We start from the raw sequence: 22700 nt of genomic DNA, 5'->3' as shown, positions 1-22700 counted from the left end.
CGGGCCTCAGCTGAGCGCGCCGCCGTAGCTGGGCAACCGGAGCCTGCGCTCGTAGTCACCACCGACGAAGTCGGTGCTGCGGTTGCCGACGTTGAGGACGAAGGTCCAGCCCTGCGCGGCGTACTGGGCGCGGCAGCGCTGCTTGCCGTCGGCGATCGCCTCGCCGTGCCGGCGCCCGCAGATCCCGTCGTGGTGGTAGCCCGCCGCGTCGAGGGCCTTCGTCACGTCGGCCAGGCCGTCCTCGAAGCGGCCGGTGACGAAGACGACGGCCATGCCGCGGCTCTCGGCCTTCCTGGTCAGCTTGAGGGTCCGCTTGATCGGCGCGGGCCAGGCGTAGTGCGTGGCCAGGGAGGTGTTGTCGATGTCGAGCACGATGGCCAGCCGCTTCTGGCCGGTGGCCGCGCGCTCGGTGAGGTAGGCACCCGGGCGCTTCTTCGCGTAGACGGCCCGCACGTCGGACTGCCACTGGGCCGCTGAGGGCAGCGGCCCAGTGGCGCGTTCGACGCTCGCGGACGCCAGTGACGTCGGGAGCAGGACCAGCAGGAGGGCGAGTGCCAGGGTGCGCATCGCCCCATTCCAGCAGAGCGGTCAGAGGCCGAGCCCGGCGTACCCCCTCTCGGCGCTGGTCGTCCTCCGCAGGAACACGGCCCACGTCACGAGGGCGCAGACCACGTAGAAGCAGGTGAAGACGACGAAGGCGGTCTTCGTGGCGGCCAGCGGGTCGCTCACCCACGGGGAGCCGAACGTGATCGGGATGAGGAACCCGCCGATGGCGCCGACCGCACCGATGATGCCGACCGCGGCCGACGACTTCTTGGTGCCGTCGAGCAGGGCGAGCTCGCGCTCGGGGGTGCCGGCGACGGTGGCGCGCTCGGCGTCGGTGCGGAAGATCGCCGGGATCATCTTGTACGTCGAGCCGTTGCCGATCCCGGTGCACGCGAAGACGAACAGGAAGATGCCGAGGAACAGCGGGAAGACGTCGGCGTTCGACTCGACCGCGGTGCGCACGGCGTCGGGGAACTGGAACGCTGCGGGGTCGGCGGCGATCTTCGCGAGCGTCGCCTTGTCGGGGGCCGGCGGGAGCGGCTCGAGCATGCCGAGGGTGACCAGGATGCCGAGCGTGCCGAGGACCATGCCGCCGAAGGCGACCAGGGTGATCCGGCCACCGCCGAAGCGGTCGGCGAGGTAGCCGCCGAGCGGGCGGGCCACGGAGCCGACGAGCGCGCCGAGGAAGGCGTAGAACGCGAAGTTGATGCCGATGCCGTGCACCGCGGGGACCGGCTGGCGCCAGAAGTTGAGCTTGATCAGCAGGGGCATCGCCGCCGAGTAGCCGATGAACGAGCCGAAGGTGCCGATGTAGAGGAAAGACATCACCCAGGTGTGCTTGTGCTTGAGCACGCTCAGCTGCTGCTTGGTGTCGGTCCTGGCGTTGGACAGGTTGTCCATGAAGAGGAAGGCGGCGAGCACGGCGACGACGGCCAGGCCGGCGTACACCCACGCGGCCCGCTCGAGGTGGATGCCGCCCGCCGAGGCCTTGACCAGCCCGAAGATGCCGGCACCGCCGACGATCACGGGCAGGAAGAGCTGGATGATCGCGACACCGAGGTTGCCGCCGGCCGCGTTGAGGCCGAGGGCCGCGCCCTTGAGCCGCGCGGGGTAGAAGAAGTTGATGTTGGCCATCGAGCTCGCGAAGTTGCCGCCGCCGAAGCCGGCGGTCGCGGCGATCACGCAGAAGACGGCGTACGGCGTGCCCGGCTGGGTCACGAAGTAGGCGAAGCCCAGCGTGGGCACGAGCAGGAGGCCGGCGCTGACCATCGTCCAGTTCCGCCCGCCGAACCTCCCGACCGCGAGCGTGTAGGGCACCCGGATGAGGGCGCCGACGAGGTTCGGGATCGCGACGAGGAAGAACAGCTGCTGGGGCGTGAAGGCGAAGCCCTGCGCCAGCAGGAAGGCGGAGCTCACGCTCCAGATCAGCCACACCGAGAAGCCGAGGTGCTCGGCGAAGATCGACCAGACCAGGTTGCGCCTGGCGATCGGCGCCCCGGTCTCCTCCCAGAACTGCCTGTCCTCCGGGCGCCAGTCGTCGATCCAGCGGCCCTTCCGTCGGCGGAGGGGCGCTTCGGGTGCGCGGGCGGCGAGGTCGCCACCCGTGGGACTGGTGAGGGTCATCGCGGGCTCCTGGCAGGGTCGGGTCCGGTTCGTACCCCTGAAGCCTGTGGGCCGGCGGTTTCGCCGCGGTGTGCCCGCAGATTTCGTCTCGTCAACTCCGTCTCACGGGCTCACGCGGCTCACGGGCTCACCGCCGGGGTCGTCCCGAGGCTGTCGCCGGCGTGCTCCGGGACCTTCGACCCTGCCGGCGTCCGCGACGACGGCGCCAGACTCGCTGCATGCCGCTCATCTCGCCGCACGTCGTCCACCTCGAGCCCCAGGAGAGCATCGCCGTGCGTGGCGAGGTGCCACGCGCCGAGCTTGCCGCGTTCTTCGAGGACGCCTTCCACCAGGCAGCCGCGCAGGCCCAGGAGGCGGGCCTGGAGATCGTCGGTCCTCCCTTCGGTTTCTACCCCCGGATGCCGGACGAGACCGTCGAGGTGGAGGCCGGGTTCCCCGTGTCCCGGCCCGCCGATCCTCGCGACGGGGCCCATCGCCTCGTCCTTCCCGGCGGCCGCGCCGTCGAGGCGATCCACGTCGGTCCGTACGACACGATGGAACGCTCCTACGGCGAGCTCGTGGCGTGGATGTCCGAGCAGGGGCTCGAGCCTGCCGCGCAGGTGTGGGAGACGTACCTCTCCGACCCCGAGTCCCACCCCGATCCCTCCACCTGGCAGACCCGGATCGTCTGGCCGGTCGGCTGACCGACCGACCGGGTGCCCGGGCTCACCGCCGGGCGAGCACGAGCGCGCGTTCGCGATCCAGGAAGAAGAACTGCGCCGGCTTCTCCGCGACGCTCGTGCGCAGCTCGACCAATGGGCCGCGGACGCAGCCGAGACGCTCGAGCAGGCTGACCGACGCGGTGTTGCGGGAGTCCGGCTCGAACACGAGCCGGCGGCAGCCGGGCAGGTGGGCGACGAGGTCGAGCCCGGCGGCGATGACCTCGCGGGTGCGGCCGGCGCGGCGCGGGTCGTCGGCCAGGAGGAGGTGGACGCCGACGTCGCCGGGCGCGCGGTCGTACCACCGGCCGATCTCGTCGACAGCGGGGTCGTAGGTCTGGAGCAGCCCGAGCGGGTGGTCGCCGGACAGGAGGAGGTAGGCCGCGAGGTGGGCCTGGTCGTGGATGTAGGCGTAGACGTGCGCGACGTCGTCGACCGAGTGGTCGCTCATGCCCCAGAACCTCGCGCGCGGCTGGGTCACCCAGGCGTGCAGGACGGCCGCGTCGGCGGCCGGGTCGACGGGGCGGACTGCGATGCTCATGGCTGCTCCAGGGTGCGGTTCACGCGAAGGGCGCCGCCGGTGGCCCAGACGGCTTGCTGGTCGTGGTGGTGCGGGGAGCCCGGGTCACCGGACGCGCCGAGCGGGACGACCCAGCGGCTGTCGCCGGCCAGGTCCCAGACCCAGCGGGCGACGGGACCGTGGATGCAGGCGCCGGTGCCACCGAGCGCCCGGGTGGCGAGGACGCAGTCGTCGTCGCCGGCGAGGGGCACGGAGGGCGGCGCGGTGCCCGCGGGTGCGGGCAGGCCGAGCTGCTGGTGCGGCGTGAGGGGTACGACGACGTGGTCGGTCCCCCACGACGCGGGCTCCGGCTGCGCGGCGACCTGCTCGAGCGCGGTGGCGACGACCTGCAGCACGTCGACCCCGAACGGCTTCTCGGCCGCGAGGATCGCGGGCAGGCACAGGCGTATCCGGCTGCGCAGGTCGAACCAGGGAGCGAACAGCTCTCCGTGAGGGCTGCGGTCCACGCCCGCGAGCGCGGGGGCGTCGTGCAGCCCCTCGACGACGGCGGCACGGACCCGGGCGAACAGGGCGGCCTCGATGCTGTCGGCCGCCATCCGGCGGTCCCAGGCGAGCAGCCGGGCGCGGAGTGCGGCGGCGCGGCCGGTGAGGTCGAGGAGGGAGGCGATGGCGTCGAGGAGCGCGGATCCTGCGCTCTGGCGGTCGTCGGCGAGGACGGCGGCGACCTGCTCCGCGGTGATCGGACCGGTGGCAGCGAGGTCGTCGAGCAGGTCGCGGATCCGGCGGGCGCGGTGCGGTGGGGCGAAGTCGGTCCCGACCCGCGCGAAGGCCGGGGTGGCTCGGTCGTTGGCGGTGACCAGCACGGGCCCGGTGCGGCGGGGCAGGTCGGCGACCCAGCCGCCGGTCCAGCGGCGGTCCGCGTCGCGCTCGGGGATCCGGCCGACGACGCGGTGCTCGGTCGCACCGTGGCGGTCGCCGACGACGAGGTTGTCGACCGGTCCCACCCAGCCGGTGAAGGCGGCGGTCACGTCGGCGCTCGTGCGGGCGCGCAGCAGCGGGAGGATCGCGTCGAGGCCGAGGTCGCCGAGCACGTGGGACGGGGTGCGCAGGCTGTACGTGTCCGGCTCGCCCGGTCCGCCGAGCACGACCGGGCCGCGGTCGGTGACGAGCACCTCGACCTCGTGCACGTCGTACCGGTCCTCCTCGACCAGGACCCGCACCTGCTCGACCCGGCGTGCGACCGGCTCCCAGCCCGACCTGCCGCGGGCGATGACCGCGTCCTGGTGGCGGACGAGGTCCTCGGCGTACACGTCCTCGTCGTCGGCCACGGCGTTCGTGATCCCCCACGCGACGCCGCCGGCATGGCCGAAGTGCTGGACGCCGGGCACGCCGACGAAGGTGAGGCCGGCGACGTCGAAGGGGTCGTCGGGGTCGGTACAGACCAGGCGGACCTGGGCGTAGCACCCGGGGGCCTCGATCACGCGGTGCGGGTCGCCGGCGAGGATCGGGAGCCCGCTCACGGTGAGCGAGCCGTCGACGACGAGGGCGTTGCTGCCGCCGGGCAGGCCCTCCGTGCGGAACAGAGGGAGCCACTCCTCGCCGGCCGTCGCGGCGAGGTGGCGGCCCCAGAGCTGGCTCACGAAGCCGGAGAAGAGCAGGTGCTGCACGGCGAACACCGCGAGCGGGGTCCACGGCTGCCACCGGCGCTCGAGGACCTCGTTGACCCCGTCGACGTACGCGTCGACGAAGGCGCGGCTCTCGGGCACGAGGGCGGCGTACGCGCGGCGGGCGAGGTCGACGAGCAGCGCGCGGCGGGCCAGGACGTCCCACTCGAGCGCGCTCGGGCCGAACAGCTCCGCACAGGTCCCTTCCGCCCGGCGCCGCTCGACCTCGAGCTGCCAGGCCCGGTCCTGGGCCGTGGCGCGGCCCTGCTCGCGGGCCACCTCGAGCACGGAACCCCCGAAGACACTGGGGATTCCGTGAGCGTCGCGCACGATCATCGTTGCACCGCGACCGGGTTGGCCAGGGTCCCCGCGAAGATGAGCGACTCGGCCTGGTCGGTCAGGTCGACCATCTGCAGGGTGTTGCGCAGCTGGAGCCGGTTGAGGCAGCTGTGCCGGAACTCCGGACGCAGCAGGTCGTAGGACGCCGCCGCGACCGCGAGCTCCGGGTGGTCGGCCGCGTGCTCCTCGATGGTGGCGCGCGCGATCGCCCAGAACTCCTCGGCCGGCAGCACCCCGTCCTCGTCGAGGATCGCCGCGACGAAGCGCAGCACGCCGTCGAGGACGTCGGTGTGGATCGCGAGCGCCTTCACGTCGTCGGGGAACTCGCCGCGGATCCGCTCGACCCCGGCCGGTAGGTCCAGGTCGCCCATCACGGCGACCTCCTCGCCGATGTCCTTCATGAACGCACCGACCGGGACGTGGTCGCGCAACCGCAGCAGGAGGTTCTCGCCGTGCGGCATGAACGCCAGGTCGTAGGCGTGCAGGCAGTGCACGAGCGGACGCAGGTAGGCCCGCAGGTAGGCCCGCACCCAGGTCGCCGCGTCGACCGGTGACGCCTTGATCCAGGCCGTGACGAGCGCGTCGCCGTCGGCGTCGCGGTGCAGGAGCGCCGCCATGGTGGTCAGCTGCTCGCCGCCAGGGGTGCGCGGGACAGGGCTCTCGCGCCACAGGGCCGCGATCATCTTCCGGTACGGCGACGGGCCGGCCGTGCGGTGGAAGGCGTCGCCGGTGTAGCCGATCGCCGCCAGCTCGCGGAGCACCCCGAAACCACAGCGGCGCAGCTCGTCGTCGGCCTCCACCACCGAGGCGACCCAGTCGTTGATCGCCGGCGTGGCCGCCATGTAGGCGGGCGAGAGACCGCGCACGAAGCCCATGTTCTGGATGGCGAGCGCGGTCTTCACGTAGTGCCGCTCGGGGCGGCTGGCGTTGAAGAACGTGCGGATCGACTGCTGCGGGTGGTGGTCGTCGTCGCCCGCGCCGAGGTGGACGAGGTCGCGACGGGCGACGTCCGGGGCGAAGGTGATCGCCAGCTTGTGCTGCCACTGCCACGGGTGGACCGGCAGGAGCAGGTAGTCGTCCGCATCGAGGCCGAGGGCGCGGAGCCGGCCGGCGAAGCGGTCGCGTACCTCGGGCGCCAGCTCGCCGTCGTACAGCCCGGCCTCGGTCCCGCCGGCGGCCAGCGACAGCTGGGTGAGGTCGCGCCGGGCGGCCAGCCAGTGCAGCCGGACCGGTCGCCCGGTCTCGGGCGCGTAGGCGCGGTAGTCGTCGAGGCTGAAGCCGATCCGCCCGTTGTTGGCGATGAACGCGGGGTGTCCCTCGGTCATCGCGGACTCGATCTCCTGGTAGCCCGCGTCGACCAGCTCGGCGACCGGGATCCTGCGGTGACGCAGCTTCCAGGCGCCGGCGGCGAGGGTGGAGGCGATCTCCTCGAGGTAGGTCGGCAACAGCTGGTCCGGGATGCCCAGCGCGGGTGCGAGCTCCGCGACGAGCTCCTGCGCGTCCGGACGGGCCGGGGCGCCGTCGCGCACCCGCTCGATCGAGGCGGGGTCGACGACCCAGTGGTCGAGGAGGTGCCGTCGCGCCGCGAAGGCGTACGACGACGGGCCGGCCTCGACGCGCCACCGCTCGCCCTCCGCCACGGGCGTGATCAACCGCTCGTGCGCGAGCTCCCCCAGCGCCTTGGCCACCAGGTGCCGCTGCGCGCGGTCCATCAGCTCGGGCGTGAGGTGGTCGGCCGACGTCTCGGGCCTGCTCGACGACCAGGACTCGCGCGTGCAGATCGAGAGCATCGCGGTCTTGCCGGGCAGCGGGACCTCCCGGAGCTCGACGAACCCGGCGGCGAGGTTCTTCGCCCGGATCCTCTCGTTGCGCGCGTCCGGTTCGACGACGACCCGCTGCACGGCGGGGTCGGCGAAGCAGTGCTCCATCACCGCGCCGAAGACCGCGGTCGTGAGGCCCGGGACCGCCGCTCCGGTCGGCGGCGCGACGAGGACGTGCATGCCGAGGTCGCCGGCGCGGACCTCGGGGAGGCCGGCCAGCGGCGAGTGCGTCGGGTCGTAGGTCTCGGCGAGGAAGGTCGGCCGGCCGTCGACCCGGCCCAGCCAGGCGTCGTGGTGCGGGTCGGCCGCGATGCGGGCGTACTCGGCGCGGACCTCGGCGCGGGTGGCGCCCTGCATCATCCAGTACGCCGAGCGCGGGTGGGTGACCCAGGCGCGGAGCAGGTCGAGGTCGCGCGCGAGGTCGACGGGCTCGAGGGTGATCTGCATCAGAGACCTCTCAGGTGGTCGGGGACGCCGAAGGTCTGCACGGCGATCCGCTTCTCGATCGGGTACACCTCGCGGCCGAGCATGGCCGCGACGATGACCGAGTTCCGGTACGGGCCCATGCCGAGGTCCGGCGCGAGCAGGGAGTGGGTGTGCTCCTCGGCGTTCTGCACGAAGACCTCGCCGCCGTGGACGTCGACGGAGTAGTCGGCGGCGACGTCGTAGCGGCCGCGGGCGTCGTACCGGATCCGGTCGCGGACGCCGTCGAGGAAGGCCGGCTGCGTGGGGGCGTACCCGGTGGCGAGCACCAGTCCGCCCGTCTGCAGGGAGAACGGTTCCCCGGTCTCGACGTGGAGCAGGTCGAGCTCGCTGCCGCCGTCGGGCAGGGCGCAGGCGGCGCGGACCTCGGTGTGGGTGAGCAGGGTCGTGCTCGGCCCGGTGCCGGTGACCCGCTGCTGGTAGTGCAGGTCGAAGATGGCGTCGACCAGGTCGCCGCTGATCCCCTTGAACAGGTGGCGCTGCTCGCGGGCCAGGCGGTCGCGGGTGTCGATGGGGAGCGCGCGGTGGTACGCGCCGTACTCCGGCGAGGTCATCTCCAAGGTGAGCTTGGTGTACTCCATCGGGAAGAACCGCGGGCTGCGCGTGAGCCACACGAGCTCGTAGCCGTGGTCGGGCGCCTCGGTGAGCAGGTCCTGGTAGATCTCGGCGGCGCTCTGGCCGCTGCCGACGATGGTGATCCGGTCCTGCTGCTGGAGCTCGGCCTTGCGGGCGAGGTAGTCGGCGGAGTGGGTCGCGCGGCCGTGCTCGAGGAGCGGGCGCAGCGGCTCGGGCACGCGCGGCGAGGTGCCGATGCCGAGGACCAGGCGGCGGGTCCGGTACGTCTGGCCCGTCGCGGAGGTGACGAGGTACGCCGTCCCGTCGTGCTCGACGCCGGTGACCTGCTGCCCGAACCGCACGGACGGCAGCCGCTCGGCGGCCCAGCGGCAGTAGTCGTCGTACTCCTTGCGCAGCGGGTAGAAGCTCTCGCGGATGTAGAACGGGTAGAGGTGGCCGGCCTGCTTGAGGTAGCTGAGGAACGACCAGCGCGAGGTGGGGTCGGCCATGGTCACGAGGTCCGCGAGGAACGGGACCTGGAGGGTCGCGTCGTCGAGCAGCATCCCGGGGTGCCAGGCGAAGCGGTCGCGGGCCTCGAGGAAGACTCCGTCGAGCTCGTCGCCGGCTCGCAGGGGGTCGGTGAGGCAGGCGAGGCCGAGGTTGAACGGCCCGAGGCCGATGCCGACGAAGTCGTGGGTGATCACCGGGCGACCTCCAGTGCCGGCCGCCGGTGCACGGGGGCGAGCCGGGCGCCCGTCTCCCGGACGAGGTCGAGGACGCCCGTGATGTCCTCGACCGTCGCCATCGGGTTGAGCAGCGTGAGCTTGAGATGCTGGACGCCGTCGACCTTGGTGGCCGCGACCATCGCCCGGCCCGAGGCGTACAGCGCCTCGCGGATCGCGTTGTTGACGGCAGCGCTCTCCTTCTCCTCCACCGGCGGCCCCGGCGGGACGTAGCGGAAGACGAGGGTGCTCAGCTCGGGCGCGGCGGCGAACCGGAGGTCGTCCAGGTCGCGGTGGGCGTCATGGACCAGGGCCGCGAGGTCGATCACCTCGTCGACGTACCGACCGACCAGGTCGGGGCCCATCGTCCGCAGCGTCACCCACAGCTTGAGCGCGTCGAAGCGGCGCGTGGTCTGCAGGCTCTTGTCGACCTGGTTGGGGTTCGTGGCCTCGCGCGGGTTGAGGTAGTCGGCGTGCCAGGTCGCCGGGCGCAGCGTCGCGCGGTCGCGGACGACGATCGCGCTCGACGACACCGGCTGGAAGAACGTCTTGTGGAAGTCGATCGTCACCGAGTCGGCACGCTCGATGCCGTCCAGCCTCACCCGGCGGGTGGGTGAGACGAGGAGCCCGCCGCCGTACGCCGCGTCGACGTGGAACCACGCGTCGTACGCCACGGCCAGGTCGGCGACCTGCGCGAGCGGGTCGATCGCGCCGAAGTCGGTGGTCCCCGCGGTCGCGACGACGGCCATCGGTCGCAGCCCGAGGTCGACGCAGGCGGCGAGCGAACGCTCCAGCGCGACCGGGTCCATCCGGTGCCGCTCGTCGGTCGGCACGCTGACGACCGACTCGTCGCCGAGCCCCAGCAGCCGCGCGGACTTCTGCACCGAGAAGTGGCTCTCGGCCGAGGCCAGGATCCGCAGCCGCTCGGCGGGGACCCGCTCGGGGCGGCCGCGGGCGAGCAGCAGTCCCTGCAGGTTGGACTGGCTGCCGCCGCTGGTGAACACCCCGTCCGCCGCGTCCCCGAAGCCGATGCGCCGGGCGGTCCACTCGATGAGGCGGCGCTCGATGAACGTCGCGCCCACGCTCTGGTCGAAGGTGTCGAGCGAGCTGTTGACCGAGGCGATGAACAGCTCGGCCAGCAGGGCGGGCACGACGACGGGGCAGTTGAGGTGGGCGGCGTACGACGGCTCGTGGAACCAGACCGCGTCGTCGAGCCACAGCCGCGAGATCTCCGCGAGCACCTGGCCCGCGTCGTCGAGCGGCCGCTCGAGGTCGACGGCCGCGACCCGCTGCTCGGCCGCGTCGGGGCTCAACCCCGTCGCCGGCCCGGCCACCCCCTTGAGCTGGCGCAGCAGGTGGTCGAGACCCTCGCCGAGGGTCGCGGCGTAGTGGTCGGCGTGGTCAGGGTGGAACACGTGGTGCAGCGGGAGCTGGGGCACGGCAAGTACTCCTCGTCCGAGATCAGGTAAGCCTTACCTAACCAGATCCGAGGTGGGGTACACCAGACCCGTCTCGGTGGCGCACGTCACGTCCCGCTGTTACAGCGATGGCAGAGGCGGCGCGTCAGGCGGCGGGGTCGCCCCAGCGAGGCTCGCCGGCCGCAACCTCGTCACAGATCTCGGCGGCAAGCACGAGGGCTTCGTCGAGGCTGGGGACCCAGCTGAGGTGGACGCGCCGCCCGAGCGCGTCCCGGCGAACCTCGAACACACCTACCTTGCGGATCGGCATCCGAGCGGTCAGCAACCGGGCGACGCCACTGTGAGCGAGCTCGACCAGCAGGCTCAACGGGTTCACCAGCACGATCGGTCGGAACGGGATCCCACGCATCGCCACAACGACGCGGTACTCCACTCCCCCGGGCGTGACCGCCCCGAGCTCGATGCGCTCACGCTCGTCGAGCTCGTCCGCCTGTCCAGCATCGTCCACCCGCGCAGCGTAGATCGACGCGGCCCGGACCGGTGCGACCTATTCCGTGCGCCCCAGCAGCTCCACCATCAGCGCCAGGTCGGCCCGCGGCCCGCCGGGCGTGTCGGCGCCGTACGTCGCGATCTCGGCGTCCAGGTCGAGCGGGCGGGTGGGCGCGACGCCGGGGACCAGCTCCTCGCGCAGGCGGGAGTCGGGGACCAGCCAGGTCACCTCGAACTCGATGCCGTCGGGGTCGCGGCAGTAGAGGGCCTTGGTGCTGGCGTGGTTGGCCATGCCGGTCAGCGCGCCGGCAGCGGCGAGCCGGTCGCGGGCGGCGACCATGTCGGCGAGGGTCTCGACCTCCCAGGCGAGGTGGTACAGGCCCACGGAGCCGTCGGCGGCGCGCGGCGAGCGGGCCTGGAAGAGGCCGAGGTCGTGGTCGTTGGCGGAGTTCCTGCCCCGCAGGAAGGCGCCGCCGGGGAAGTCGAACGGCAGCTTCTCGAAGCCGAGGACGTCGCAGTAGAACTCGACGCTGCGCTCGACGTCGGAGACGAACAGGACGGCGTGGTTCAGGGAACGGATCGACAAGGTGACTCCCGGGACTGGGCTGATCGCCCGGTGCGATCGACTCCCGCGACGGTAGCCGCGGGGACGTCGCCGACGCACCGGGCTCTCGCCCAGCGGAACCGCGTCAGCCCAGGTAGGTCTCCCACGGCCCGGTGATCGCGAAGGTCAGCCCGGGGGTCTGCATGTTCACGAACAGCACCTTGCCGTCCTCGGAGAACGTCGGTCCCGTGAACTCGGAGTCGTTGAGCATGTTCCGGGCGATCGCCTGGGTCGGTCCGTACGGCGTCGTGGACAGCACGTGCGAGGCGCCGGCGCCGTCCTCGGCGAGCACGAGCGAGCCCCAGGGGGTGACGGTGACGTTGTCGGGGCCGTCGAAGGTCAGGTCGTCGTACGTCGCGACGGCACCGGACGCGGCGGTCTTCTGGTGGGGGAAGTAGCTGACCAGCTGGATGGTCTCGTCCTGGTAGTCGTAGAACCAGACCATGCCGTCGTGGGGCACGGCGTCCGCGGGCAGGTCGCCGTCGGAGAAGGCGTAGGAGTTGACGACGTACACGCCACGGTCGGTGCCCCACACCCCCTCGAACTTCTTGCCGCGGGTGACCTCGCCGGTCGCGGCGAACTGCTTGCGCACCGACGTCGTCCGGGCGTCGCGGTCGGGCACCGCCTTCCACTGCACGCGGAACGGCAGCCCGAGCTGCGCGGAGGTCAGGTACGCGACGTCCGGCAGGACCGAGCCGTCGGGCATCAGGATCTGCATCGCCTCGAGGACGCCGGCGTCGTCGGCCAGGCGGTCGGCGAGGTCCGGGCCCATCTCGAAGCCGCGCGGGGCGGTCCAGCGGTAGAACAGGCCGTTCGGGCCGGAGGCGTCCTCGGACAGGAAGACGTGCTTGCGGGCACGGTCGACGGCGAGCGCCTCGTGGGCGTAGCGGCCGAACGCCTTGATCGGCTTCGGGTTGGCCCGGCCGTCGTGGAAGACCTCGAAGACGTAGCCGTGGTCCTTCGCGTACGTGCCGCTCCTGCCGTTGCCGCTCCACGCCTTGCCGGCGCGGTCCTCGGTCTCCTCGCAGGTCAGCCAGGTGCCCCACGGCGTCGGACCGCCGGCGCAGTTGGTCGACGTGCCGGAGATGCCGACGGTCTCACCGAGGTTGCGGCCCCGGGCGTCGGTGCGGATCACGGTGCAGCCGCCGGCGTCGACCGCGCCCTCGTCGTACACGGTGCCCTCGATGTGCGGTACGCCGAGCGGCGAGCCCGCCTTCAGCTCGTGGTTCTGGATCAGGCGGTAGCGGCCGCGGCCGGTCGTGAACACGGCGGTGCCGTCGTGCGCGTTGGGAGTCAGGCCGCCCTCGTCGAGGCGGGTGACGCCGGCGCGGGTGACGATCGCGTAGGAGAAGCCCGCGGGCAGTGCGAGCAGCCCGGCGGGGTCGTCCTGCAGCGGCGGGAACGGGGTGACGGCGCGACCGCGGCCCCGGCCGCGGTGGTCGTCGCCGCGGCCGGGCGTGGCCTGGGCGAGCGAGGGCATGGCGCCGGTGACGGCGAAGCCGACGCCGGCGGCACCGCCGGCGAGCATGGTGCGGCGGGAAGCGGTCATCGTGAGTGCTCTTTCGGTGAGGCGGGGAGCTGAAGGGGGCCAGCCGGCCCAGCCAACCCCGCCCGGGTGGACCCCGGCTGTCGTCGAGGTGAACACCGGCGATCCCCGCGCGGACCGACCGTTCGTCGCGTCGTACCGACCGCTGGTCGACAACCCGGACCCACTCGGCGCGCAGCCGGACCGCACCCCTCCCCCACCCCGTACCGCCGCTCCTAGCGTCGGAACCAGCCCGTGACGCCCGTCACACCACCATCGACGAGGAGGCCCGTCGTGACGTCCGACATCTCGCCCCATGACCCCAATGTCGCCGCAGCGCGCCATGACCCCGTGTACGACGAGCTCCACGCCTCGCCGGAGTTCGCCGAGCTGAAGCGCCGCTACCGCGGCTTCGCGTTCCCCGCGACCGCGGCCTTCCTCGCCTGGTACCTCACCTACGTCGTGCTCTCGATGTGGGCGACCGGCTTCATGAGCACCAAGGTCGTCGGCAACATCAACGTCGCGCTGGTCCTCGGGCTGCTGCAGTTCGCGACGACGTTCCTGCTCGCCTGGCTCTACAGCAGCTACTCGACCAAGAAGCTCGACCCGCTCGCCCGCGAGCTCGACGAGCGTTTCGTTTCCCTGGCCGGCAAGGCCTCTCACGGCAGGAGCGAGCACTGATGGACCACCAGGTACTCACCGCGGGCCTCTTCCTCGGCGTCGTCGCGCTGACCCTCTTCATCACGATCCGGGCCAGCCGCCAGACCAGCGGCGCGGCGGACTTCTACGCCGGCGGCCGGTCGTTCTCGGGCTTCCAGAACGGCCTCGCCATCGGCGGCGACTACATGTCGGCCGCCTCCTTCCTCGGCATCTCCGGCGCCATCGCGCTGGCCGGGTACGACGGCTTCCTCTACTCGATCGGCTTCCTCGTGGCGTGGCTGGTGGCCCTGCTGCTGGTCGCGGAGATGTTGCGCAACTCGGGCCGCTACACGATGGCCGACCAGCTGGCGTACCGGATGAAGCAGCGCCCGGTCCGCACGGCCGCAGCGACCTCCACGGTGGTCGTGTCGATCTTCTACCTGCTCGCGCAGATGGTCGGCGCCGGCAGCCTGGTCGTGCTGCTCCTCGGCATCGACAAGGAGAACACCCTCGCCATCAGCGCGGTCATCGCGGGCGTCGGCGCGCTGATGATCGTCTACGTCACGGTCGGCGGCATGAAGGGCACCACCTGGGTGCAGATCGTCAAGGCCGTCCTGCTGATGATCGGCTCGGCGCTGATCGTCGTCCTGGTGCTGGCGAAGTTCCACTTCAACCTCTCCGAGCTCCTCGGCGCGGCGTCCAGCAACTCGGGCAAGCCCGGCTTCCTCGAGCCCGGCCTGAAGTACGGCATCGACACGACCCACAAGCTCGACTTCCTGAGCCTGGGCCTGGCCCTGGTCCTGGGCACGGCGGGCCTGCCGCACATCCTGGTCCGCTTCTACACCGTCCCGACCTCGCGGGACGCGCGGAAGTCGGTGCTGTGGGCGATCGGCCTGATCGGCGTCTTCTACCTGTTCACGCTGGTCCTCGGCTTCGGTGCCGCGGCCCTGCTCAACACCGGCGTCGGCAGCGACGTGGCCGCCAGCGAGGGCAACCTGGCCTCGCCGCTCCTCGCCGAGGCGGTCGGAGGCGGTGCCGGATCGACCGGCGGCGCGATCCTGCTCGCCCTGATCTCCGCGGTCGCCTTCGCGACCATCCTCGCGGTGGTCGCCGGCCTGACGCTGACGTCGTCGACCTCGGTGGCCCACGACATCTACAACTCGGTCATCCGCAAGGGCCAGGCCACCGAGGCGGAGGAGATCAAGGTGACCCGGTACGCCGCGGCGGGGCTCGGCGTGGTCGCGATCCTGCTGGCCATCCCGGCCCGCAACCTCAACATCGCGTTCCTCGTGGCCCTCGCCTTCGCGGTGGCGGCCTCGGCCAACCTGCCGTCGATCGTCTACAACATGTTCTGGAAGCGCTTCAACACCCGCGGCGCCACCTGGAGCATCTACGGCGGCCTGGTCTCCGCGATCACGCTGGTGTTCTTCTCGCCGGTCGTCTCCGGCAAGACCGCGGTCACGCCGGACGGCGAGATCATCAGCAAGGCACTGTTCCCGCTCGGCGTGGACTTCCACTGGTTCCCGCTCGAGAACCCGGGCCTGCTCTCGATCCCGCTCGGCTTCTTCTTCGGCTGGCTCGGCACGGTCACCTCGAAGGAGCCGGCCGCGGAGGAGCGGTTCACCGAGCTCGAGGTGCGCGCGCTGACCGGCGCGGGCGCCGAGCAGGCCGTGCAGCACTGAGCCGGTCCCGGCCCACTGCGCCACCACCGACCTGGAGGCCGGGACGGGAGGAACCCGTCCCGGCCTCCGGCACGAGCAACCCTCGTGCAACCCCTGGTGACCACACTTCCCGTGGGTCCTAATGTGACCTGTGGCACCCGATTCGATCAGGAGACAACCGTGAGCGACCAGACCGCCGAGACCTTGGCCAACCTGCTGAAGGAGGACCGGCGCTTCGAGCCGCCGGCCGAGCTGGCGGCCGACGCCAACGTGAAGGCCGACGCGTACGCCGCCGCCAGGGCCGACCGCGAGGGCTTCTGGGCCGAGCAGGCCGAGCGGCTGTCGTGGGACACCAGGTGGGACCGGGTCCTCGACTGGGACAACCCGCCGTTCGCCAAGTGGTACGTCGGCGGCAAGCTGAACGCGGCCTACAACTGCGTCGACCGGCACGTCGAGGCCGGCCGCGGCGACAAGGTCGCCATCCACTGGGTCGGCGAGCCGGAGGACGACACCCGCGACCTCACCTATGCCGAGCTCAAGGACGAGGTCTCCAAGGCCGCGAACGCGCTCACCGACCTCGGCGTCGGCAAGGGCGACCGGGTCGCGATCTACCTGCCGATGATCCCCGAGGCCGTCGTCACGATGCTGGCCTGCGCCAGGATCGGCGCCCCGCACACGGTCGTGTTCGGCGGCTTCTCCGCCGACGCGCTCGCCTCGCGCCTCGACGACTGCCAGGCCAAGGTCGTCGTCACCGCCGACGGCGGCTACCGCCGCGGCACCGCCTCCGCCCTCAAGCCGGCCGTCGACGAGGCCCGCACCAAGACCGACGTGGTCGAGAAGGTGCTCGTGGTGCGCCGTACCGGCCAGGACCTGGGTGAGAACGGGTGGGACGACGCCGTCGACGTGTGGTGGCACGACGCCGTCGACGGTGCATCGAGCGAGCACACCCCCGAGGCGTTCGACTCCGAGCACCCGCTCTACGTCATGTACACCTCCGGCACGACCGGCAAGCCGAAGGGCATCCTGCACACGACCGGCGGCTACCTGACCGGCGCGGCGTACACCCACAACGCGGTCTTCGACCTCAAGCCGGAGACCGACGTCTACTGGTGCACCGCCGACATCGGCTGGGTCACCGGCCACTCCTACATCGTCTACGGCCCCCTCGCCAACGGCGTCACCCAGGTGCTCTACGAGGGCACGCCCGACGCGCCCGGCCCGGGCCGCTGGTGGAAGATCATCCAGGACTACAAGGTCTCGCTGTTCTACACCGCCCCGACCGCGATCCGCTCGTTCATGAAGCAGGGCAACGAGATCCCCGACCAGTACGACATGTCGTCGCTGCGGATCCTCGGCTCGGTGGGCGAGCCGATCAACCCGGAGGCCTACGTCTGGTACCGCCACGTCATCGGCGGCGACCGCACGCCGGTCGTGGACACCTGGTGGCAGACCGAGACCGGCGCGATCATGATCTCCCCGCTGCCCGGCGTCACCGCCGGCAAGCCGGGCTCGGCGATGACCGCGATCCCCGGCATCGAGGCCGACGTCGTCGACGACGAGGGCCACCCCGTGCCCAACGGCTCGGGCGGCTACCTCGTGGTCACCTCGCCGTGGCCCTCGATGCTGCGCACCATCTGGGGCGACGACGACCGGTACGTCGACACGTACTGGTCACGCTTCAAGAAGGAGGGCTACTACTTCGCCGGCGACGGCGCGAAGAAGGACGACGACGGCGACATCTGGGTCCTCGGCCGCGTCGACGACGTGATGAACGTGTCCGGCCACCGCCTCTCGACCACCGAGATCGAGTCGGCCCTCGTCTCGCACCCCAAGGTCGCCGAGGCCGCCGTGGTCGGCGCCACGGATCCCGACACCGGCCAGGCCGTGGTCGCGTACGTGATCTTGCGCAACGAGGCGGGCGACGGCGGCCCCGAGATCGTCAAGGAGCTCTCCGACCACGTCCGCAAGGAGATCGGCCCGATCGCCAAGCCACGCCAGATCATGATCGTCCCCGAGCTCCCCAAGACCCGCTCGGGCAAGATCATGCGCCGCCTGCTGCGTGACGTCGCCGAGGGTCGCTCCGTCGGCGACACCCAGACCCTCGCCGACGCCTCGATCATGGACCTGATCTCCGCCGGCCAGGCCACCTCCACCGAGGCCTGAGCGTCCCTGCCGCGCGTCCGGTCGGGATCAGTCCCGGCCGGACGCGCGGAGCGTGGCCAGCGCGGCGGCCCGTCGACGAAGAGCTCGTCGAGGCAGGACGAGGCCTCCGGCTCAACCATCGTGCCGGGCCCGAGCCTCCAGCTCCGCCACCCGCGCCTCGAGCGCCCGGATCCGGTCGTAGAGATCGACCAGCGTGACGCCGTTGGCGACGACGCCGGAGCGGTTCCAGTGACGACGGACGTAGTCTTCGCGAGTCTCGCCCGCATTCTGGCGAAAGATGCCCATCGCGTTCTCCCGAGTGTCTGAACGATCGTCGCAGGTCGCCAGCATCATCGCACCCGGGTCGACATCCGAGGAGGAACCAGCCTTGCCCGTGCTGCACCCCGTCGTCTGGACGGCACTGCCGGCCCCGCTCGTGGCCTTCTGGACCGAGCGCCACCTCTGCACGCTGAGCACCCTCGACCGCGACGGCGCTCCGCACGCCGTCGCCGTCGGCGCGGTGCTCGACCCGGAGCAGGAGTGCGCCTGGGTGATCACCGACGGCGGCTCGCAGAAGGCGGCCAACCTGCGCCGCGACGGCCGACTCGCCGTGAGCCAGGTCGACGGCGCCCGGTGGTCGACCATCGTCGGCACGGCCGAGGTGCTCTCCGACCCGGCGTCGGTCGCGCGTGCCTGCGAGCGGTACGCCGAGCGCTACCGCGAGCCGCGGCCCAACCCGAACCGCGTGGCGCTGCGGATCAGCGTGACGAGGTTCCTCGGGTCGTCCCAGGTGCTGCCTCGGGGGTGAGGCGGTCGCGCCCGGGACGCCTGGGGCTGCTGTGACGAGGCCCGTTTTCGCCGTTGACAACGGGCACGCGTGGAGCGCATTCTCCTAATTATGGTAGGCACTCCGACTCGCAATAGGATCGCCGAACGGCGTGCGGCCACTCGTCGGGAGATCCTCGACGCCGCGTGGGCCCAGGCCCGCGAGGTGGGGATCGCGAGCATCACGCTGCGCGACATCGCGGGCGCGGTGGGGATGCAGCCGCCGTCGCTGTACTCCCACTTCGACTCCAAGAACGCCGTCTACGACGCGATGTACGGCGAGGCGTGGGCGGAGTTCGAGGCCCACGCCTCCCGGGCCCTCGACGACCTGCCGGACCACCCGCGGGCGGCCCTGCACCGGATGGCGCGGGTGTTCTTCGACTACGCGGTCGCCGACCTGGCCCGGCACCAGCTGATGAACCAGCGGACCATCCCGGGCTTCGAGCCCACGCCGGAGTCGTACGCGCCCGCCGTCCGGGTGCTCGACCAGGGCGTGGCCTTCCTGACCGGCCTGGGCGTCTCGGACCGCGCCGACATCGACATCTACATCTCCCTGATCAGCGGGCTGATCGACCAGCAGCTCGCCAACGACCCGGGTGGGGACCGCTTCGCGCGGCTGCTCGACCGGGCCATCGACATGTTCGCGGACGCCGTCGGGCTCCTCCCCCTCCCCGGGAAGAGCCCGACCCGCCGAAAGGCAGGAACCCGGAAATGAGCACCACCGTGAAGGACCCCTCGAACGGCCGGCCGTTGCGCCGACCCGCGCTCGAGCGCAGCACCGCCATGAGGCTCGCCGCCGACGAGTACCGCAACTACGCCGACGCCGTCGCGGCGCTCGCCGTGAGCGACTGGACCCGCCCGACCGCCTGCACCCTGTGGGACGTGCGGCAGATGACCGCCCACGTGGTGGGCATGGCCGAGATGGCCGCCGGGATCCGCGAGGGCGCCCGCCAGCGCAGGATCGCCGGGAAGGACGCCGCCGCGAAGGGGATCGCGTTCCTCGACGCACTGACCGACGTCCAGGTGCGCGAGCGCGCGGACCACAGCCCCGCCCGACTGGTCGAGGACGTACGCCGGGTCGGCCCGCGCGCGGTCCGGGGCCGCCGGATGGTCCCGGGGCTCCTCCGCCGACGCGACATGGGCGTGCCGCAGGAGGTGCAGGGGGTCGAGGAGAGCTGGGCGCTGGGGTACCTCGTCGACGTGATCCTGACGCGCGACACCTGGATGCACCGCAGCGACCTCGCCGAGGCGACGGGCACCGCGATGGTGCTGCGACCCGAGCACGACGGCGTCATCGTCGCCGACGTCGTGGCCGAGTGGGCACAGCGTCACGGCAAGCCCTACCGGCTCACGCTCGGCGGACCCGCCGGCGGCGAGTGGGGCGCCGGCGCCGGTGGCGAGGAGCTCGAGCTCGATGCCGTTCAGTTCTGCCGGCTGGTGTCCGGCAGGGGCACCGGGTCAGGACTGCTGGCGACCGCAGTCCCGTTCTGATCGGCGCGGCCCGAGAGCAGCAGGAGCACGACACCGACCACCGCGGCGAGGACCGACGCCAGCAGGATGCCGACCTTCGCCTCCGCGGTGAGCACCTCGGAGCCGGGGAAGGACAGCCCGGCGATGAACAGCGAGACGGTGAAGCCGATCCCGGCGACGGCGCCGATGCCGACGACCTGGGGCCACGAGGTGCCCTCGGGCATGCGGCCGACGCCGAGGCGGATCGCGAGGAAGCAGGCGAGGGTGATGCCGACGGGCTTGCCGAGGACCAGGCCGGCGGCGATGCCGAGCGCGACCGGCGCCCGCAGCGCGTCGCCGAGGACGCCGTCGCCGAGGGCGACACCGGCGTTGGCGAGGGCGAACACCGGCAGCACGACGTACGACGACAGCGGGTGCAGCCGCGTCTGCAGCCGTTCGACCACGGGCACGGACTCGCCGATGAGGAAGCGCAGCCGGTGCAGCTCCTCGGCGTCGAGGTCGTTGTCGCGCAGCCCCTCGACGGCGTACTCCGTGGCGACCGAGGGACGCAGCAGCGCGACTGCCGGAGTGAGCAGGCCGACCGCGACGCCGGCCAGCGTCGCGTGCACTCCTGACTGGAGCAGGGCGAACCAGACGGCGACGCCGAGCACGGCGTACACCGGGATCGCCCAGACCCGCGCCGCCCTCAGCACGGCCATCCCGGCGAGCAGCGCCAGCGCGGCGAACAGCCAGCCGAGCGAGAGGTCGTCGGTGTAGAACACCGCGATCACGAGGATCGCGCCGATGTCGTCGACGATCGCGAGGGTGAGCAGGAACAGCCGTGCCGCGGACGGGATCCGCGGCCCGAGCAGCCCGAGCACCCCGACCGCGAAGGCGATGTCGGTCGCCATCGGGATGCCCCACCCGGCCGAGCCGGCGCCGCCACCGACGACCGCGACGTAGACCAGCGCCGGCACGGCCATCCCGCCGACCGCGGCGACGATCGGCAGCGCGGCGGTGCGCGGGTCGCGCAGGTCGCCGTGGACCAGCTCGTACTTGATCTCCAGGCCCACGACGAAGAAGAAGACGGTCATCAGCCCGTCGTTGACCCAGTGCTGCAGCGACTCCTCGATGCGCCACTCACCGATCTCGATCGCGAGCGGGGTGTGCCAGAAGTGGTCGTACGCCGACGCCCAGCCGTCGAACGGCAGGTTCACCCACAGCAGCGCGAGCACGGTGGCAGCGAGCAGCAGCACCGAGCCCGCCGACTCGACGTGGAGGAACTCCCGCAACGGGCGGGCGACGTAGCGCGCCAGGGGTCGTTCGCTCGCGGTCCAGACGGGCCCGCGACGCCACAGGTCGTCGGGGTGGTGCGGGTGCTGGTGCGGGGGCTCGGACACGGCGGGGTCTCCTGGCGTCGTGCGGGCAGGGGCGTTCACATGCCGACCAGACTTCCCGGCTCACCTGTAGCGATCCTAGCGATGTCGGCGACCGTCGATCGGCAGGAGGGCGCCGTGGCGAGCGGTGCCACGGGGGTGTGCTGGCAAGGCGCCCGGCGCGCAGGCATGCTGGGGGCACGTCCAGCGTCGGCAACGCCGCCAGCGCGCCCTTGGGGTGCCGCGTAGTAGGCGGCCTCCTGTCGATCGACGGTAAGGTCGGCCGCATGGCCACCGAACCGCTCCGCGAAGAGCCGACCATCGGACGTCTCATCAAGGACGCGCAGACCGACATCTCCACGCTGATCCGCAAGGAGATCCAGCTCGCCAAGTCCGAGCTCAAGGTCAGCGTGACGGCCGGCGGTGTCGGGCTCGGGCTGGTCGCGGCGGCGGGCTTCCTGCTGGTGCTCGCGATCATCATGCTCTCGGTGGCGATCGCCTACTTCATCAACTGGAACGGCAAGGGCCTCGACCTGCACTGGGCGTTCCTGATCGTGTTCGCGTTCTACGTGCTGCTCGCGGGCCTGCTGGTGTTCCTGGCGATCCGCAGCTTCAAGAAGGTCAAGGCACCCGAACGCGCCATCGAGCAGGGCTCGAAGATCCCGGCCGCCCTCAAGGGCCAGGCCTGACCCGGTCCGCCTGACGGGCCGGACAGGGGGAGCCGATGGCGCGCCAGCCGGTCGTCGCCGGGAGGGCCGAACAGCTGCTCGGCGCTGCCGTCGTCGCCACCGCGCCGGTGGCCGGCGGCGACATCTCGACGGCGGTCAAGCTGCGCCTGTCCAGCGGCCGTTCGGCCTTCCTCAAGACGCTCAGCCCCGCGCCACCGCAGTTCTTCGCCCGTGAGGCCGCCTGCCTGCGCTGGCTCGCCGAGGCCACTGCGAGCGGCGGCGTCGCCACCCCCGAGGTGCTCGCCGTCGACACCGACTGCCTGATCCTCGACTGGGTGGAGGCGGGCCGCCCGACGGCCGAGGCGGCCGGCTCCTTCGGCCGCGCCCTCGCCGCCACCCACGCGTACGGCGCCACCGGGTTCGGCGCCGACTCCGACGGCTACATCGGCCGGCTGCCCCTGCCGAACCGCACCCTGCCGACCTGGGCGGAGTTCCACGCCGAGCGGCGGATCGCGCCGTACCTCAAGGTGCTGCGCGACAAGGACATCCTCAGCGCCGAGGACGCCGCGCTGATCGAGACCGCCGCCGCCCGGGCCCCGTCGATCGTCCCCGAGGAGCCGCCCGCCCGGCTGCACGGCGACCTGTGGAACGGCAACGTGCTGTGGGGTGCCGGCGACCGCGTGGTCGTCATCGACCCGGCCGCGTACGGCGGGCATCGCGAGGTCGACCTCGCCATGCTGGCCCTGTTCGGCCTGCCCCAGCTGCCGCAGGTCATGACGGCCTACGACGAGGCCCACCCCCTGGCCGACGGCTGGGAGGACCGGCTGGGCTATCACCAGCTGTTCCCGCTGCTCGTCCACGCCTGCCTGTTCGGCGGGCAGTACGGCGCCCGGGCGGCGCGGGTCGCCCAGCGCTACCTGTGAGCCCTCACCAC

At 72.1% G+C, this 22700-nt stretch carries 21 protein-coding genes; 9 read left to right on the top strand and 12 right to left on the bottom strand.

The features are described from left to right. Nucleotides 1-6 precede the first annotated feature (6 nt). Complete coding sequence (locus BJ958_RS20940; RefSeq protein WP_179728781.1) at nucleotides 7-567, bottom strand: HAD family acid phosphatase; 561 nt, start codon at nucleotides 565-567, stop codon at nucleotides 7-9. Between the two features lie 21 nt (nucleotides 568-588). After that, nucleotides 589-2169 carry an MFS transporter gene (locus BJ958_RS20935; RefSeq protein ID WP_179728780.1) on the bottom strand — a complete coding sequence of 527 codons (1581 nt, stop codon included), beginning with the start codon at nucleotides 2167-2169 and terminating at the stop codon, nucleotides 589-591. Nucleotides 2170-2387: 218 nt separating this feature from the next. On the opposite strand from BJ958_RS20935, the gene BJ958_RS20930 reads away from it, so the two are divergent. Then, on the top strand, nucleotides 2388-2852 hold the full coding sequence (locus BJ958_RS20930; RefSeq protein ID WP_179728779.1) for a GyrI-like domain-containing protein: 465 nt from the start codon (nucleotides 2388-2390) through the stop codon (nucleotides 2850-2852). A 22-nt stretch (nucleotides 2853-2874) separates the two neighbouring features. On the opposite strand, the gene BJ958_RS20925 is transcribed toward BJ958_RS20930, so the two are convergent. The 8 genes from BJ958_RS20925 to BJ958_RS20890 all read right to left on the bottom strand — a co-directional run bounded on the left by BJ958_RS20925 (nucleotide 2875) and on the right by BJ958_RS20890 (nucleotide 13030). After that, nucleotides 2875-3408 carry a GNAT family N-acetyltransferase gene (locus BJ958_RS20925; protein ID WP_179728778.1) on the bottom strand — a complete coding sequence of 178 codons (534 nt, stop codon included), beginning with the start codon at nucleotides 3406-3408 and terminating at the stop codon, nucleotides 2875-2877. After that, nucleotides 3405-5381, bottom strand: coding sequence for a penicillin acylase family protein (locus tag BJ958_RS20920; RefSeq protein WP_179728777.1), 1977 nt, complete (start codon nucleotides 5379-5381; stop codon nucleotides 3405-3407). The genes BJ958_RS20925 and BJ958_RS20920 overlap by 4 nt, the downstream gene beginning before the upstream one ends. A gap of 2 nt (nucleotides 5382-5383) precedes the next feature. After that, nucleotides 5384-7657 carry a GNAT family N-acetyltransferase gene (locus tag BJ958_RS20915; RefSeq protein WP_179728776.1) on the bottom strand — a complete coding sequence of 758 codons (2274 nt, stop codon included), beginning with the start codon at nucleotides 7655-7657 and terminating at the stop codon, nucleotides 5384-5386. Beyond that, the gene (locus BJ958_RS20910) at nucleotides 7657-8952 is read right to left on the bottom strand and encodes a SidA/IucD/PvdA family monooxygenase (RefSeq protein ID WP_179728775.1); all 1296 of its coding nucleotides are present in this window, start codon (nucleotides 8950-8952) and stop codon (nucleotides 7657-7659) included. Before BJ958_RS20910 ends, BJ958_RS20915 begins: the two co-directional genes overlap by 1 nt. Next, nucleotides 8949-10409 (bottom strand): pyridoxal phosphate-dependent decarboxylase family protein, encoded by a 1461-nt coding sequence (locus tag BJ958_RS20905; RefSeq protein ID WP_343052760.1) that lies wholly within the window; start codon nucleotides 10407-10409, stop codon nucleotides 8949-8951. Before BJ958_RS20905 ends, BJ958_RS20910 begins: the two co-directional genes overlap by 4 nt. 124 nt (nucleotides 10410-10533) lie before the next feature. Beyond that, the gene (locus BJ958_RS20900; protein WP_179728774.1) at nucleotides 10534-10896 is read right to left on the bottom strand and encodes a hypothetical protein; all 363 of its coding nucleotides are present in this window, start codon (nucleotides 10894-10896) and stop codon (nucleotides 10534-10536) included. Between the two features lie 39 nt (nucleotides 10897-10935). After that, nucleotides 10936-11463: a VOC family protein gene (locus BJ958_RS20895; protein WP_179728773.1), complete on the bottom strand. Its 528-nt coding sequence runs from the start codon at nucleotides 11461-11463 to the stop codon at nucleotides 10936-10938. A 103-nt stretch (nucleotides 11464-11566) separates the two neighbouring features. Continuing rightward, the gene (locus tag BJ958_RS20890; protein WP_179728772.1) at nucleotides 11567-13030 is read right to left on the bottom strand and encodes an alkaline phosphatase PhoX; all 1464 of its coding nucleotides are present in this window, start codon (nucleotides 13028-13030) and stop codon (nucleotides 11567-11569) included. 270 nt (nucleotides 13031-13300) lie between these two features. On the opposite strand from BJ958_RS20890, the gene BJ958_RS20885 reads away from it, so the two are divergent. The 3 genes from BJ958_RS20885 to acs all read left to right on the top strand — a co-directional run bounded on the left by BJ958_RS20885 (nucleotide 13301) and on the right by acs (nucleotide 17469). After that, entirely contained in the window at nucleotides 13301-13687 is a 387-nt protein-coding gene (locus tag BJ958_RS20885) for a DUF485 domain-containing protein (RefSeq protein WP_179728771.1), read from the top strand. Further along, the gene (locus tag BJ958_RS20880) at nucleotides 13687-15327 is read left to right on the top strand and encodes a solute symporter family protein (protein ID WP_179728770.1); all 1641 of its coding nucleotides are present in this window, start codon (nucleotides 13687-13689) and stop codon (nucleotides 15325-15327) included. Before BJ958_RS20885 ends, BJ958_RS20880 begins: the two co-directional genes overlap by 1 nt. Before the next feature lie 159 nt (nucleotides 15328-15486). Beyond that, nucleotides 15487-17469: an acetate--CoA ligase gene (gene acs / locus BJ958_RS20875; RefSeq protein ID WP_179728769.1), complete on the top strand. Its 1983-nt coding sequence runs from the start codon at nucleotides 15487-15489 to the stop codon at nucleotides 17467-17469. A gap of 111 nt (nucleotides 17470-17580) precedes the next feature. Here the strand turns inward: acs and BJ958_RS20870 are convergent, their stop codons facing one another. Next, nucleotides 17581-17802 carry a hypothetical protein gene (locus BJ958_RS20870; RefSeq protein ID WP_179724395.1) on the bottom strand — a complete coding sequence of 74 codons (222 nt, stop codon included), beginning with the start codon at nucleotides 17800-17802 and terminating at the stop codon, nucleotides 17581-17583. Between the two features lie 40 nt (nucleotides 17803-17842). On the opposite strand from BJ958_RS20870, the gene BJ958_RS20865 reads away from it, so the two are divergent. The 3 genes from BJ958_RS20865 (at nucleotide 17843) to BJ958_RS20855 (ending at nucleotide 19764) form a co-directional block, all read left to right on the top strand. Beyond that, complete coding sequence (locus BJ958_RS20865; protein ID WP_343052830.1) at nucleotides 17843-18256, top strand: pyridoxamine 5'-phosphate oxidase family protein; 414 nt, start codon at nucleotides 17843-17845, stop codon at nucleotides 18254-18256. A gap of 90 nt (nucleotides 18257-18346) precedes the next feature. After that, the gene (locus tag BJ958_RS20860; RefSeq protein ID WP_179728767.1) at nucleotides 18347-18988 is read left to right on the top strand and encodes a TetR/AcrR family transcriptional regulator; all 642 of its coding nucleotides are present in this window, start codon (nucleotides 18347-18349) and stop codon (nucleotides 18986-18988) included. Beyond that, nucleotides 18985-19764, top strand: coding sequence for a maleylpyruvate isomerase family mycothiol-dependent enzyme (locus tag BJ958_RS20855; RefSeq protein ID WP_218865916.1), 780 nt, complete (start codon nucleotides 18985-18987; stop codon nucleotides 19762-19764). Before BJ958_RS20860 ends, BJ958_RS20855 begins: the two co-directional genes overlap by 4 nt. Here the strand turns inward: BJ958_RS20855 and nhaA are convergent. After that, nucleotides 19695-21122, bottom strand: a complete 1428-nt coding sequence (gene nhaA / locus BJ958_RS20850; RefSeq protein WP_218865914.1) for a Na+/H+ antiporter NhaA — start codon at nucleotides 21120-21122, stop codon at nucleotides 19695-19697. The genes BJ958_RS20855 and nhaA overlap by 70 nt on opposite strands. A 263-nt stretch (nucleotides 21123-21385) precedes the next feature. Here nhaA and BJ958_RS20845 point away from each other — a divergent pair, with 263 nt between their 5' ends. Both BJ958_RS20845 and BJ958_RS20840 read left to right on the top strand, forming a co-directional pair. After that, entirely contained in the window at nucleotides 21386-21787 is a 402-nt protein-coding gene (locus BJ958_RS20845) for a phage holin family protein (RefSeq protein ID WP_179728766.1), read from the top strand. 35 nt (nucleotides 21788-21822) lie between these two features. After that, nucleotides 21823-22689 carry a fructosamine kinase family protein gene (locus tag BJ958_RS20840; protein ID WP_179728765.1) on the top strand — a complete coding sequence of 289 codons (867 nt, stop codon included), beginning with the start codon at nucleotides 21823-21825 and terminating at the stop codon, nucleotides 22687-22689. Nucleotides 22690-22700 lie beyond the last annotated feature (11 nt).

It is taken from the genome of Nocardioides kongjuensis (genome assembly GCF_013409625.1).
GTDB lineage: Bacteria > Actinomycetota > Actinomycetes > Propionibacteriales > Nocardioidaceae > Nocardioides > Nocardioides kongjuensis.
This window is presented reverse-complemented; position numbering and strand designations above follow the sequence as displayed.

Bases quoted from the DNA above. Each gene is read 5' to 3' on its own strand.
- BJ958_RS20940 (WP_179728781.1), bottom strand. From the start codon at position 567: ATGCGCACCCTGGCACTCGCCCTCCTGCTGGTCCTGCTCCCGACGTCA.
- BJ958_RS20935 (WP_179728780.1), bottom strand. From the start codon at position 2,169: ATGACCCTCACCAGTCCCACGGGTGGCGACCTCGCCGCCCGCGCACCC.
- BJ958_RS20930 (WP_179728779.1), top strand. From the start codon at position 2,388: ATGCCGCTCATCTCGCCGCACGTCGTCCACCTCGAGCCCCAGGAGAGC.
- BJ958_RS20925 (WP_179728778.1), bottom strand. From the start codon at position 3,408: ATGAGCATCGCAGTCCGCCCCGTCGACCCGGCCGCCGACGCGGCCGTC.
- BJ958_RS20915 (WP_179728776.1), bottom strand. From the start codon at position 7,657: ATGCAGATCACCCTCGAGCCCGTCGACCTCGCGCGCGACCTCGACCTG.
- BJ958_RS20890 (WP_179728772.1), bottom strand. From the start codon at position 13,030: ATGACCGCTTCCCGCCGCACCATGCTCGCCGGCGGTGCCGCCGGCGTC.
- BJ958_RS20880 (WP_179728770.1), top strand. From the start codon at position 13,687: ATGGACCACCAGGTACTCACCGCGGGCCTCTTCCTCGGCGTCGTCGCG.
- BJ958_RS20870 (WP_179724395.1), bottom strand. From the start codon at position 17,802: ATGATGCTGGCGACCTGCGACGATCGTTCAGACACTCGGGAGAACGCG.
- BJ958_RS20860 (WP_179728767.1), top strand. From the start codon at position 18,347: ATGGTAGGCACTCCGACTCGCAATAGGATCGCCGAACGGCGTGCGGCC.
- BJ958_RS20855 (WP_218865916.1), top strand. From the start codon at position 18,985: ATGAGCACCACCGTGAAGGACCCCTCGAACGGCCGGCCGTTGCGCCGA.
- BJ958_RS20845 (WP_179728766.1), top strand. From the start codon at position 21,386: ATGGCCACCGAACCGCTCCGCGAAGAGCCGACCATCGGACGTCTCATC.
- BJ958_RS20840 (WP_179728765.1), top strand. From the start codon at position 21,823: ATGGCGCGCCAGCCGGTCGTCGCCGGGAGGGCCGAACAGCTGCTCGGC.